Source organism: Nocardia sp. CDC160 (assembly GCF_035818795.1).
In the GTDB taxonomy this organism is placed as follows: domain Bacteria; phylum Actinomycetota; class Actinomycetes; order Mycobacteriales; family Mycobacteriaceae; genus Nocardia.
The window spans coordinates 523326-538457 of the sequence record NZ_JAYKYT010000001.1; the positions used below are offsets into that span (position 1 = coordinate 523326).

Here is a 15132-nt window from a genome sequence, read left to right on the forward strand (position 1 = left end):
CTCGGCCCCGAGGCGGGGTCGCGCGGCGCTTCCCTCAAGGAGTATTCAGTCCTGCGGGCGGGAGAGCCACTCCGGGCAATTTACCCGGTCCTCATCGGGCGTCGGCGGCTCCGGGAAGGGTGAGGACGGTGCGGCCCGACCACTGCGCCGGGACCGCACCGCTATTCGCCACCGCACCGCGGCCTTCCACCACGACGGCCGCGAGATCATCGAGGTCGGCGGGATCCAGCCCGTCCAGGCGGCCGCGTTCGGCGAAGAGGTGGGTGACCCATTCCTCGGCGAGGGTGTCGGTGAGATCGGATTCCGAGTCCGTCAGGACCATTGACGCCCCGACCCCGCCCGCGGCGATGGCCTCCAGCACCACGAACGGGTGATCCGCGGAAGTCAGGTGGTACGTGCGGGATTCGAAGGTCAGCTCCGTCTCGACGCGGACCCGTTCGGCCAGTTCCGCCACCGCGTCGTAGCTCAGCGACCCCCGGCCGGGTGCGGCGAACGCTATGTCCGCGCCGCGCAGCGCCCGGGTCCGGTGGGCGTAGGTCACCGGCCGCGCGGATTCGGTGGCGATCTCGGCGGCCACGGCCGGATCGTCCACGGCCAGCCAGTCGATGCCGGGCACGGCGATCGGAAGTCCGGTGGTCAGGCCGAGTTTCACGTCGAGTTCGCTCGGTGGCAGCCGGTCCAGGGCGGCCAGGGCGATGACGGCGGCACCGGCCTTGAGCACGGCCCAGGTGGCCACGACCAGGTCGACACCGCGGTCGAAGCGGACCGCCACACCGGTGCCGGGTCCGCAGCCGCGTCCGATCAGGAAGCGGGCCAGGCGGGAGGAGCGGGCGTCGAGATCGCGGTAGGACACCGTCTCCTCGCCCCACACCAGGGCCGGACCGTCGGGGTCGTCCTCGACCGTGGCCGTCAGCGACTGCGGCAGGGCGGTGCCGCGGACGGCGGCGGTCGACACCGGCGTGGGTGCGGGCAGGGACCGGGCGCGCTCGGCCGGGTCCAGAATGTCGATGTCGCCCACCGGAATATGCGAGTCGCGGGTGACGGCAGCCAGAATGCGCAGCAGTCGCGCGCCCAGCGCCTCGATGGTGGCCTCGTCGAACAGTTCGGTGGCGTAGGCGAAGACGACGGCCAGGTCGCCGGGACCGCCGTCGGCGGCGGGCGGGCCGGGCTCGACCGAGATCTGCAGATCGAACTTGGCGGCGGCCAGATCCGCGTCCACGGCGGACACCGTCAGCCCGGGCAGTTCGAGGGCGGCCACCTCGTTGTTCTGCAGTGCCAGCACCACCTGCAGCAGCGGATCGCCCGGACCGCGGCCCGGTGCGGCCAATTCGGCCACCCGCTCGTAGGGCACATCGGCGTGGGCGAAGGCGGACAGATCGGTTTCGCGGGCGGCGGCCACCACCTGGTCGAAGGAGGCCGCGGTGTCGACGGCGGTGCGCAGGGCGAGGGTGTTCACGAACATGCCGACCAAGCCGTCGAGGACCCGTTCGCCGCGACCCGCGACGGCGGTGCCGATGGTGATGTCGGCGCTGCCGGACATGCGGGCCAGCAGTACCGCGACCGCGGCGTGCATCACCATGAACAGCGACGCATTGTGCCGTCGCGCAATGCGATTCAGTTCCGCGTGGATGTCGGCGGGCACCACCGTGTCGACGAGCGCGCCCGCCATGGACGGCACCGCCGGGCGGGGTCGATCCAGCGGCAATGGCTGGCGCGCGGGCAGATTCGCGAGCTGTGCGCGCCAGTAGTCGAGCTGCGCGGCGGCCGTGGAGTTCTCGTCGTCCTCGGACCCGATCACGGCGCGCTGCCAGAGCGCGAAGTCGGCGTACTGCACGGGAAGCGGTGCCCAGCTCGGGGTTTCGCCCTCGGCGCGCGATAGGTACGCGGTCATCAGGTCCCGGGCCAGCGGCGCGAAGGATGCGCCGTCGGCGGCGATGTGATGGGCCACCAGGATGAGCAGATAGTCGTCGGGCGCGTCACCGGTGAGCAGTCGCAGCCGCACCGGAACCCGTTGTGCCACATCGAATCCGGTGAGCACCAGCTCCCGCACCCGTGCGCCGATGTCGTGGGCGCGCTCGATCTCGAGCCCGCCCGGCAGCGCGTCGGCGACGGAGAGGATCTCCTGATAGGGCGCACCGCCGGGACCGGATTCCGGGTAGCGGGTGCGCAGCACCTCGTGCCGGGTGAGGATGTCCTCGACGGCCTGCGCCAGCGCGGGCACGTCGAGTGCGCCGGTCAGACGAATGACCATGGGGATGTTGTAGGCCGGGGACTCCGGATCCAACTGGTTGAGCACCCACATGCGCTGCTGCGCCAGCGACAACGGAATCCGCGCCGGACGCTCCCCCGCCACCAAGGGCGGGCGCGCGCCCGCGGCCGTGCCCGGCACAATGCGTGCGGCCAAGCCGGAAACCGTTGCGGTCTCGAAGAGCTCACGCACCGCGACGGTCGTCTCGAGGGCCTCGTTGATGCGCGATACGGCACGGGTCGCGATCAGTGAATTGCCGCCCAGCTCGAAGAAGTCGTCGTCGGCACCGACCCGCTCGGCACCGAGCAGATCCGCGAACACCCCCGCCACGATCTCCTCGATCGGCGTCGAGGGAGCACGGAACGACTTGGCTTCGAAGACCGGGGCGGGCAGCGCCTTACGGTCCAACTTGCCCGAGGCATTGAGCGGGAACTCATCCAACACCACGATCGCCGACGGCACCATGTACGCCGGAAGCGACTGCGCCAGTGCGGCTTTCACCTCCGCGAGGTCGAGTTCGACGGCGGGCTCACCGACCACATAGGCCACCAGCTGATCACCGGCGTGCGCGTCGGCGCGCACCACGACCACCGACTGCGCGATGCCCGGTCGGGCGAGCAGCGCCGCCTCGATCTCACCGAGCTCGATGCGCAGACCACGCAATTTCACCTGGAAGTCGGTGCGGCCCAGGTACTCCAGCTCGCCCTCGGCCGTCCACTTCACCAGGTCGCCGGTGCGGTATATGCGGTCGCCGTCGCCGAACGGGTCGGCCACGAAGCGATCCGCGGTCAGATCCGGGCGGGCCACATAGCCGGTGGCGAGCTGGTCACCGGCCAGGTACAGCTCACCGGCGATACCCGGCGCGACCGGCCGCAGCCGCGAATCCAGCACGTACAGGCGGGTATTGAACACCGGCCGCCCGATCGGCACCGACACGGTGTCGGCATCGGTGACCTCGTGATAGGTGACGTCGACCGCGGCCTCGGTGGGTCCGTACAGGTTGTGCAGCCGCGCGCCGGTCAGCTCGCGCAGTCGCTGGGCGGTCGGCGCGGGTAGCGCCTCACCGGAGGCGAACACCTGCCGCAGCGCGAGTTCGCCGGGCGCGATCTCACCGCCGAGCGCGGACAGGAAGACCGCGAGCATGGACGGCACGAAATGCGCCGTGGTGACGCCGTGTTCGGCAATGACCCGCGCCAGGTAGATCGGATCGCGGTGCCCGTCCGGCTTGGCGACCACCAGCCGTGCGCCGGTCTGCAAGGGCCAGAAGAACTCCCACACCGACACGTCGAAGGTGGCGGGGGTCTTCTGCAACACGACATCGGCGTAGCTCAGCCGGTATTGCGCCTGCATCCACACCAGGCGGTTCACGATCGCGGCGTGCGAGACGGCGACGCCCTTCGGCCGCCCGGTCGATCCCGAGGTGAACAGCACATAGGCGGTGTGCTCGGCGCGCAAGGGATGCGGCCGTTCGGCATTCGTGATCGGCCCGGCGGCCCGGCGGGTCCGCGCGAGCTCCTCGACCTCCTCGACGAACAGGGTCGGGATGCCGGAGCCGCTGCCGAAGCCGTCGCGCCAGGTGGTCAGCGCCAGCCGGGGCCGGGCGGTGTCGAGAATGTGCTCATTGCGGTCGATGGGCTGTTCCGGATCCAGCGGCACGTACGCCGCCCCGGTCTGCAGGACCGCGTACATGGCCACCACGAGTTCGGTGGAGCGCCGAATGGCCAGGGCCACCAGGGTTTCCGGTCCGACGCCGTAGCCGTCCATGAGCTCGCGGGCCAGTCGGCGGGAGCGCTGCGCCAGTTCCCGATAGGTGAGGCGCTCGTCGTCGAAGACCAGCGCCACCGCCTCCGGGGTCTCGGCCACCTGGGCCTCGAACATCGAAACCAGGGTCGGCACAATGCCTTCCGGCAGGCCGACCGCGGTGCGCACATCGAATTCGGTGTCGTTCCAGTCGGTCAGGACCCGGTGCCGCTCCGCGGCGGAAAGCAGGTCGAGATCGCCGACCGGGGCATCGGGATCGGCGGCGACCAGCTCCAGCACCCGCGCGAAGCGGCGAGCGAAGGAGGCGATGGTCGGCTCGTCGAAAAGATCCGTGGCATAGGAGAATTCGGCGGCCATGCCGGTGCCGTCGCCGCGCTCGTCCACCGTTTCCTGCACGGTGAGCTGGAAGTCGAACTTGGCGAAGGGCACCTCGAGGTCCGCACCGGAGACGGTGAGGCCGGGTAGTCGGAATTCCGTCGGGGCCAGGTTCTGGAACGACAGCATGACCTGGAACAGTGGATTGCGAGCCTGCGAGCGGGCGGGTTCGAGCAGGTCCACCAGGCGTTCGAAGGGCACGTCGGCGTGGCCGAAGGCGCGCACATCCGATTCGCGGACCCGGCCCAGCAATTCGGTGAAGCCGAGCGCGGGATCGACATCGGCGCGCAGCACCAGGGTATTGACGAACATGCCGATGAGATCGTCGAGTTCGGCGTAGCCGCGGCCCGCCACCGGGGTGCCGATCGCGATGTCCCGGGTGCCGGAGAGCGACGCCAGCAGCACGGCCAGCGCGGCGTGCACCACCATGAACGTGGTGCCGTTGCTGCCGCGCGCGAGCCCGCGCACCCCCGCGTACACGGCGTCATCCAGTTCGAAGCGGAACGTTCCGCCCCGATAGGAGGCGACCGGCGGGCGCGGCCGATCCGACGGCAGCACCAGTTCGTCGGGCAGGTCGGCCAGGGTTTCGCGCCAGAACGCGATCTGCCGTGCCAGCGTGGAGTTCTCGTCGTCCTCGGACCCCAGTACCGTGCGCTGCCACAGGGTGTAGTCGGCGTACTGCACCGGCAGCGGCCGCCACTGCGGCACGGTGCCCGAACCGCGAGACACGTAGGCGCTCACCAGATCCCGAATGAACGGCCCCATGGAGAAGCCGTCGGCGGCGATGTGGTGGACCACGCACACCAGCACCTGTTCGCCGGGCGCGAGCCGCAGCACCGCCAGCCGAATCGGCGGGGCGGCGGTGACGTCGAAGCCCGCGCCGCCCAGGGCCATGACCCGGGCGGTCACGGTGTCCGCGTCGACGTCCTCGACCGAAAGGTCCGGCACCGCACGCTCATCGGTGAGCGGCAGCACCTGCTGGTAGCCCTCGCCGTCCACCTCGGGGTAGACGGTGCGCAGCACCTCGTGCCGTTCCACCAGGTCGCGGACGGCCGCGCGCAGCGCCTCGAGGTCCAGGTCGCCGGACAGCCGCACCGCGAGCGGCACATTGTCGACCGCGCTGTTCGGATCGAAGCGATTGAGGAACCACATGCGCTGCTGCGCGTAGGACAGCGGCACCCGGTCGGGTCGCGGTCCGGCGGTCAGCGCGGGTGTGGCATTGTCGGCCGCGACCTCGCCGGTGACCAGTCGGGCCAGGTCGGCGACCGTGGACGCCTCGAAGAGCACGCGCACCGGGACCCGGGTGCCCAGCGCCGTCCCGATTCGGGCGACCGCCTGGGTGGCCAGCAGCGAATTGCCGCCCAGTTCGAAGAAGTCGTCGTCGGAGCCCACCGGCAGCGGCTCCGCGCCCGGCGGCGTGAGCAGGCCCGAGAACACCTCGGCCACAGCCTGTTCGGCCGGTGTGGCGGGTGCCTTGAATGTCTTGCCGGTGAACACCGGTTCCGGGAGCCGCTCGCGATCCACCTTGCCGACCGGGGTCAGCGGGATCTCGTCGAGCACCATGATGGCGGCCGGAACCATGTACGCGGGCAGGGATTCTCCGGCGAAGGACGCCAATTCCGCGGTGTCCAAACGCTTTCCGGGCGACGGCAGCACATAGGTGACCAGGGCGGCCGCACCGGTGGGCAGCGTGGTGCCGAGGGTGACCGCGAAATCCACGTCCGGGTGCCCGACGAAGGCGCTGTCGATCTCCCCGAGTTCGATGCGCAGGCCGCGGATCTTGACCTGGAAGTCGGTCCGGCCGTGGTGCTCGAAGTTGCCGTTCTCCAGGCGTTTGACGAGGTCACCGGTCCGGTACAGGCGCTGTCCGGGTTCGCCGTACGGGCTGGCGACAAAACGCTCGGCCGTCAACGCGGGCCGGTTCAGATAGCCCTCGGCCAGGGCCGGGCCCGCCAGATACAGCTCGCCGACCACACCCGGCGGCACCGGCCGCAGCCCGGCGTCCAGCACGTACGCGCCGATGCCCGGCAGCAGGGTGCCGATGTGGGTGCCGCCGCCCGGTGCGAGGGGCGCGGTGCCGGTCGAGAGCGCGGTGACCTCGGTGGGTCCGTATTCGATGTAGAAGTCGCGCTCGGGGGTGATCCAGCGGTCCACCAGCGCGGGCGGTACCCGTTCACCGCCGCACATGATCGCCTGCAGGTCCTGCGGCACGGCCGGATCCAGCGATTCCAGCACCGCCGGGGTGATGCAGATGTGGGTGACCCGCTCGCGGCGCAGCAGTTCGGACAGCTCCGGGCCGCCGAAGACATCCGGCGGGACCACGACTAGCGTCGCGCCCGCGCTGAACGCGTACAGCATCTCGACGATGGAGAAGTCGAAGCTGGGGGTGGTCAGCTGGGTGATGCGCGAATCCCCGGTCACCGCACGGCTTTCCCGGCGTGCGGCCAGTCCGGCCAGGCCCGCGTGGGTGATGGCCACGCCCTTGGGTTTTCCGGTGGAACCGGAGGTGTAGATGACGTAGGCCAGGTGCTGTTCGGTCAGCGGCCGGGTGCGGTCGGCGTAGGAGATGGGGTGGGCGGGCCGGTCGGCGATGCGGTCGGCGCGGGCCGGATCGTCGAGTTCGATCCAGTAGGCGGCGGTGCCCAGCCCGGGGCGGTGGGCCGCCAGGGTGACGCCGAATTTCGCGCCGGAATCGGTGAGCATGTGCTCGATCCGATCCGGCGGATAGGTCGGATCCACCGGCAGATACGTGGCACCGGTCTTGACGATGGCCCACATGGCCAGCACCGATTCGATCGAGCGGGCAATGCCCATGGCCACCACATCGCCGGGGCCGACACCCAGGGCGATGAGTTCGCGCGCCACCTGCGAGGACTGTTCGTCGAGCTCGCGATAGGTGAGCTCGCGCAGATCCCCGGGCACTCCGGTCGGGTTGAAGCTGACGGCCACGGCATCGGCCGCGGATTCCACTGCGGCGGTGAGCAGTTGCCCGAAGAATGGGCTGCCGGAACGGCGACGGCGACCACCGCGAGCTGATCTGCGAGCAGTATCCATCTTGTTGTTCACCTCACAGGTACAGCAGTCCACACGTGTCGAGACATCTCGACCAGCCCGAACCCGACCAGACCGCGCGGCCGGGCGAACCGGCACAGCATATCCGCGGACGGCTGGTGCGGCGGCTCGAACTGGAAGGGACTATCGCGGCTCCGGTCGCGGCGTTGCAGCATGTGAGCCGCGCCATAGCTATTGAGAATAGCTATGGATCGCGCCGCCGGGAGGTGAATCCGGCGGCGCGAGAAGCGGCTTCGGGACCGCCTATTCGGGCAGCACCAGCACGGTGGCGGACTCCGACCACCGCTCGGCGGCGGGGGTGGGAGCGTCCAGCACCAGGGCGCGAAGATCCTCGAGCGGAGCGGGATTCAGCTCGCCCAACCGGTCGTGCTCGGCGAAGACGTGGGTGACCCACTCCTCGGCGAGGGCCTCGGACAGGTCCGCACCCGACTCCGGATCCACCAGCACCACCGACGCGCCGACCGCACCGGCGGCCACCACCTCGATCATGGCCAGCGCGGTGTCGGCCGCGCCGTGGTGGAAGGTGCGGGATTCGAAGGTGAGGTCCAGGCCGCGGGCCCGATCCACCACGGCGGCCAGGCCGTCGTAGGTGAGTTCGCCGTCGGCCGCCACCCGGGCCAGATCGTCGCCACGCAGCGCGCGAATTCGATGGGCGTAGGTGACCGGTCGCGCCGACTCGGCCGCGATCTCGGCCGCCGTCTCCGGATCGTCGAGGACCAGCCACTCCACACCGCCCACGGATTCGGGTGCGATGCCGACGGTGATGCCGACCTTCACGTCCTGCCCCGGGGCCTCGGCGGAGGCGAGCGGGACCACCATGGTGCCCGCCTTCAGCACCGCCCACACCGCGACGACCTGATCCACGCCGCGGTCCAGTCGCAGCACGACACCCGTGCCCGGACCGCTGCCGCGGGCGATGAGCACCCGGGCCAGGCGCGACGAGCGCGCGTCGAGTTCCTGGTAGGTCAGGGTCTGCTCGCCCCAGACCAGGGCCGGGCCCTCCGGATCGTCCTCGGCCGCGGTGGTGAGCACCTGGGCCAGGGCGGCACCGCGCACGCCGACCCCGGCGGGCTCCGGCGCGGGCTGCGAAAGCGCGTGCACCGCGGTCGATTCCGCCTCGTCCAGCAGCACGATATCGCCGACCGGCAGGTGCGGATCCGCGGCGACCGCGGTGAGCACCCGCTCCAGCGCCCGGCCGAAGGAGTCCATGGAGGACTCCTCGAACAGCTCGGTGTCGTAGTTGAGGATCACGGCCAGCTCGCCCGCCGCGCCGTCCACGCCGGGGCGCGGTTCGACACTGATCTGCAGGTCGAACTTGGCCGTGGCCAGGTCGGTCTCGACCGCGGCGACGGTGAGGCCCGGCAGTTCCAGCACCGGGGTCTCGGTGTTCTGCAGCGAGAGCACCACCTGCAGCAGCGGATTCGCGGGGGTGCGGCCGGGTGCCGCGATCTCCGCGACCCGCTCGAACGGGATGTCCGCGTGCGCGAAGGCCGACAGGTCGGTCTCGCGGGCCCGCTCGACCAGATCGTCGAACGGCGCGGACACATCGACCTGGGTGCGCAGGGTGAGGGTGTTGACGAACATGCCGACCAGATCGTCCAGCGCGCGCTCGCCACGACCGGCGACCGCCGTGCCGAGCACGACGTCCGCGCTGCCCGACAGGCGCGCGAGCCAGGCCGCCACGGCGGCGTGCACCACCATGAACAGCGAGGCATTGTGCTGGCGCGCAAGGCGATTCAGGCCCGCGTGCACCTCGGCCGGGAGGGTGTAGTCCAGCAGCGCGCCGCGCATGGCGGACGCGGCGGGACGCGGGCGGTCCAGCGGCAGCAGCGGGCGGACCGGCAGTCCGGCCAGCTGTTCGCGCCAGTAGTCCAGTTGTGCCGCGGCGGCGGAGTTCTCGTCCTCCTCGAGGCCGAGTGCCGCGCGCTGCCAGACCGCGTAGTCGGCGTACTGCACCGCCAGCGGCGTCCAGGCCGGGGCCGTTCCGGCGGCGTGCGCCAGGTACGCCGTCATCAGGTCCCGGGCCAGCGGGGCCATGGACGCGCCGTCGGCCGCGATGTGGTGGGCCACCAGGACCAGCAGGTAGTCGTCCGGATCGTCGCCGCTGATCAGGCGGATGCGCACCGGAACCCGTTGGGCCACATCGAATCCGGTGCCGACCAGCTCGGCGACGCGGGCGCCGATATCGGCGGCGCGTTCCAGCTCCAGACCGCCCGGCAGCGCGTCGGCGACCGAGAGGATCTCCTGGTAGGCGGGTGCGCCCGGGGCCGACTCCGGGTAGCGGGTGCGCAACACCTCGTGCCGGGTCAGGACATCCTCGACGGCGTGCCGCAGGGCGGGCACGTCGAGTGCGCCGGTCAGGCGAATGACCATGGGGATGTTGTAGGCCGGGGACTCCGGATCCAACTGGTTGAGCACCCACATGCGCTGCTGGGCCAGCGACAACGGGATGCGCGCCGGACGCTCCCCCGCCACCAGCGGCGGACGCGCGACCGCGCCGGTGCCCGGCACGATGCGCGCCGCGAGGCCGGAAACCGTTGCGGTCTCGAAGAGTTCACGCACGGCGACGGTGGTGTCCAGGGCGGCGTTGATGCGGGACACCGCGCGGGTGGCGATCAAGGAGTTGCCGCCGAGCTCGAAGAAGTCGTCGTCGGCACCGACGCGATCCGCGCCGAGCAGATCGGCGAACACCCCCGCCACGATCTCCTCGATCGGCGTCGACGGAGCGCGGAAGGACTTGGTCTCGAAGACCGGGGCGGGCAGCGCCTTGCGGTCCAGCTTGCCCGAGGCATTGAGCGGGAACTCGTCCAGCACAACGATCGCCGTCGGCACCATGTACGCCGGAAGTGCCTGCGCCAGAGCGCTCTTCAGGGTGTCGGCGGTGACCTCGGCATCCGTGGACGCCACGTAGCCGACCAGCTGATCACCGGTGTGCGCGTCGGCGCGCACCACCACGACCGACTGCGCGACACCCGGCTGGGCCAGCAGTGCCGCCTCGATCTCCCCGAGCTCGATGCGCAGACCGCGCAGCTTCACCTGGAAGTCGGTGCGGCCCAAGTACTCCAGCTCGCCCTCGGCCGTCCACTTCACGAGATCGCCCGTGCGGTAGAGGCGTTCGCCGGTCCCGAACGGGTCGGCGACGAAGCGGTCGGCGGTCAGGTCGGGCCGCTCGACATATCCGCGCGCCAGCTGCACGCCCGCCAGGTACAGCTCACCCGCGACGCCCACCGGCACCGGGTTGAGTCGTGAATCCAGCACGTAGACACGGGTATTGAAGACCGGCCGACCGATCGGCATCGACACGGTGTCCGCGTCGGTCGCCTCGTGGTAGGTGACGTCGACCGCGGCTTCGGTGGGGCCGTACAGATTGTGCAGTCGGGCACCGGTCAGCGCGCGCAACTGGCGCGCGGTCGGCGCGGGCAGGGCCTCACCGGACGCGAACACCTGCCGCAGACCGCGACCCGCGTCCGCCAGCTCGCTGTCGTTGTCGAGCGTGGCCACGAAGGCCGACAGCATGGACGGCACGAAATGCGCCGTGGTGATGCGCTGTTCGGCGATGATCTGCGCCAGATACACCGGATCGCGATGCCCGTCGGGCTTGGCGACCACCAGGCGCGCGCCGGTCTGCAAGGGCCAGAAGAACTCCCACACCGACACGTCGAAGGTGGCCGGGGTCTTCTGCAGCACCGCGTCATCCGCGGTCAGCGGGTACTCGTGCTGCATCCACACCAGGCGGTTGACGATCGCGGCGTGCGATACCGCGACGCCCTTGGGCCGTCCGGTCGAACCCGAGGTGAAGATGACGTAGGCCGTGTTCGCCGCCCGCAGCGGCGCGATCCGCTCGGCATCGGTGATCGGGGCACCGCTGTGCCGTTGCAGCGCAACGTCTTCGAGCTGCTCCACCCACAGCAGCGTCAGCTCCCGGCCGCCCGAGGAGAACCCGTCCCGCTCGGTGGTCAGGATCATGCGAGGCTGCGCGGTGTCGAGAATGTGGCCATTGCGTTCGATCGGCTGGTCCGGGTCCAGTGGCACATAGGCCGCACCGGTCTTCAGCACCGCGTACATGGCGACCACCAACTCGACCGACCGCCGCATGGCCAGCGCCACCAGCGATTCCGGTCCCGCGCCGTAGCCGTTCATGATGAGTTCGCGGGCCAGGCGATTGGCACGCTCGGACAGCTCGCGGTAGGTGAGGGTCTCACCCTCGAAGACCAGCGCGACGGCGTCGGGGGTCGCCGCGACCTGCGCCTCGAAACGCGAAACCAGGGTCGCCGCATCGCCTTCCGGCAGTGTGCCCGCCACATCGAAGGCGGTGGCGTTCCAGTCGCCCAGCACCCGCTGCCGCTCCCCCGCCGAGAACAGCGGGAGATCCCCGACCGGCGCGGTCGGGGCGGCGGTCACCGCGGCCAGCACGCGCTGGAAGCGGGCCGCCAGCTCGGCGACCGTGGCCGGGTCGAAAAGGTCGGTGGCGTAGGAGAATTCGGCGGCCATGGCGGTCGCGTCGCCCTGTTCGTCGTGCGATTCCTGCAGGGTGAGCTGCAGATCGAACTTGGCGAAGGGGATCTCCAGGTCCGCGCCCGCCACCGTGAGCCCGGGCAGCTCCAGGCGGGTCGGTGCCATGTTCTGGAAGGTCAGCATGACCTGGAACAGCGGATTGCGGGCCTGCGAGCGGGCCGGGTCCAGCAGTTCCACCAGGCGCTCGAACGGCACGTCGGCGTGGCCGAAGGCGCGCACGTCGGTCTCGCGCACCGCGCCCACCAGGTCCGCGAAGGAGGCGGCCGGGTCGATGTCGGTGCGCAGCACCAGGGTGTTGACGAACATGCCGATGAGGTCGTCGAGTTCGGCCTCGCCGCGCCCGGCCACCGGGGTGCCGATGGCGATGTCGCGGGTGCCCGACAGCCGCGCCAGCAGCACCGCCAGCGCGGCGTGCACCACCATGAACAGCGTGGTGTTGTGGGTTTCGGCGAATCGCCGTGCGGCCGCGTAGATCTCGTCGTCCAGGCGGAAGGCGTGGGTGCCGCCCCGATAGGAGGCGACGGCGGGCCGCGGGCGATCCCACGGCAGCACCAGCTCATCGGGCAGGTCGGCCAGCTCGGCGCGCCAGTAGGCGATCTGGCGGGCCAGCGGCGAATCCGGATCGTCCTCGCCGCCCAGCGACTCCCGCTGCCACACCGCGTAATCCGCGTACTGGACCGGCAGCGGGGCCCACGACGGCACCGCGCCGCGCACCCGCTCGGCGTAGGCGGTGACCAGGTCGCGGGCCAGCACGCCGATCGAAACGCCGTCGGCGGCAATGTGATAGATCGCGGCGACCAGCACGTGCTCGTCGGGCGCGAGACGCAGCAGGCGCAGCCGCAGCGGCGGCGCGGCGGTCACGTCGAAGCCGGTGCCGACCACCTCGGCCACGGCGGCCGGGACCTCGGCGGCGTCGACGTCGACCACCGGCAGCTCCGGCAGCGCGCGCGGATTCTCGATCGAGAGCACCTGCTGGAAGCCCTCGCCGTCCACCTCGGGGTAGATGGTGCGCAGCACCTCGTGGCGCGCGACCAGATCCGCGGCGGCGGCCCGCATGGCATCCACGTCCAGCGCACCGGACAACCGCACCGCGAGCGGCATATTGTCCACGGCGCTGTTCGGGTCGAAACGATTGAGGAACCACATGCGCTGCTGTGCGAACGACAGCGGCACCCGATCCGGGCGCGGCAGCGTACCCAGCGCCGGACCGGTTGCGGCCGGGGCGGTTTCGCCCTCGAGCGCCCGCGCCAGCTCGGCCACGGTCGAGCCCGCGAACAGCACGTGCACCGGAACCCGCACGCCCAGCGCCGTTCCGATGCGGGCGGCGGCCTGCGCCGCCAGCAGCGAGTTGCCGCCGAGCTCGAAGAAGTCGTCGTCCGCGCCCACGCGCGCCTCCGGGTTGTCCGGAATCAGCAGGGCCGCGAAGACTTCCGCGATGAGCTCCTCGGCCCGGGTGGCGGGGGCGCGGAACTCGCGGGCCGCGAACACGGGCTCCGGCAGGGCATTTCGATCCAGCTTGCCGACCGGGGTCAGCGGAATCTCGTCGAGCACCACGATCGCGGACGGCACCATGTAGGCGGGCAGCGACTCGCCGACGTGGGCGGCCAGCGCCGCGGTGTCCAGGCTCGCGCCCGGCCGCGGCAGCACGTAGGACACCAGCGCGGTCGCGCCCGAGGGCAGCGACTTGCCCAGGGTGGCAGCGAAATCCACGTCCGGGTGCGCGCTCAGCGCATTGTCGATCTCGCCCAGCTCGATGCGCAGGCCGCGGATCTTCACCTGGAAGTCGGAGCGACCCAGGTACTCGATGATGCCCGGGCGGTCGGCGTCGGCGGGGGTGCGGCGGACCAGGTCGCCGGTGCGGTACAGCCGCGCGCCCGGGGTACCGGCCGCCTCGCCGAAGGGGCTGGCCACGAAGCGTTCCGAGGTCAGGCCGGGGCGGCCCTTGTAGCCCTGTGCCAGTGCGGGACCCGACAGGTAGAGCTCGCCGACGACGCCGTCCGGCACCGGGCGCAGCCGCGAATCCAGCACGTAGGCACCGACTCCCGGAATCGCCGAGCCGATGGTGATGGCCTCGCCCGGCAGCAGCGGTGCGCTCGAGGTGGCCAGAATGGTGGCCTCGGTGGGGCCGTAGCCGTTGTAGAAGGAGCGGGTCTCGCTGGCCCAGCGCGACACCAGTTCGGGACCGAACTTGTCGCCCGCGACCACGACGGTGCTCAGCTCGGTCAATCCCGCCGGATCCACCGACTCCAGCGCGCCCGGCGTGATCAGCACGTGCGTGACGCGTTCGCGGCCCAGCAGTTCGGCCAGTTCCACGCCGCCGAAGACACCGGCCGGTGCGATGACGAGGGTCGCACCCGCGGTGAAGGTCAGCAGCAATTCCAGCACCGAGACGTCGAAGCTCGGCGAGCAGACGTGCAGCACGCGCGACTCGGGGGTGACCGCGTAGTGCTCGCGCTCGGCGGCCACCAGCCCGGCCAGGCCGGTGTGGGTGACCACCACACCCTTGGGCTTGCCGGTCGAGCCGGAGGTGTAGATGACGTAGGCCGGGTGCTGTTCGGTCAGCGTGCCCAGGCGGTCGGCGTAGGAGATGGGGTGGTCCGGGTGCGCGGCAATGCGCTGCGCCTGGGCCGGATCGTCGAGTTCGATCCACTCGGCCGCGTCGCCCAGCGCGCCGCGGTACTCCCGCGTCGTCAGGCCGAGCACCGCGCCGGAATCGGTGAGCAGGTGTTCGATGCGGTCCGGCGGATAGGCCGGGTCGACGGGCACGTACGCCGCGCCGGTCTTGGCGATGGCCCACACCGACAGCACCGACTCGATCGAGCGGGTGATGCCGATGGCGACCATGTCACCGGGCCCGACCCCGCGCGCGATCAGCTCCCGGGCCAATCGCGAGGACCGCGCGTCGAGTTCGCGGTAGCTGATCTCTCGCTGGTCGGCCGGATTACCGGTAGGGTTGAAACGAATCGCAGTCACATTGGCCGCCGATTCGACGGCGGAGGTGAGCAACTGTCCGAAGAGCGGGCTGCCGGACCGACGCCGACGAGTACCGCGAGCAGAACGGCGGGCAGTCTCCATACGCGTGCAATCACCTCTCGGGTCCGTCTTTTCCGCAGGCCGAAGACACTTCGACCGAACCCCACAAAAGTGACGTCTGTTCCCGG

General features: G+C 70.9%; 2 protein-coding genes. Both read right to left on the bottom strand.

Features of this window, described 5'->3' with window-relative positions; translation table 11 throughout:
- Positions 1 to 91: 91 nt before the first annotated feature.
- On the bottom strand, positions 92 to 7438 hold the full coding sequence (locus tag VMT40_RS02235) for a non-ribosomal peptide synthetase (protein ID WP_326356301.1): 7347 nt from the start codon (positions 7436 to 7438) through the stop codon (positions 92 to 94).
- A 261-nt stretch (positions 7439 to 7699) separates the two neighbouring features.
- Positions 7700 to 15046, bottom strand: a complete 7347-nt coding sequence (locus VMT40_RS02240) for an amino acid adenylation domain-containing protein (RefSeq protein WP_442789887.1) — start codon at positions 15044 to 15046, stop codon at positions 7700 to 7702.
- Positions 15047 to 15132: the final 86 nt, after the last annotated feature.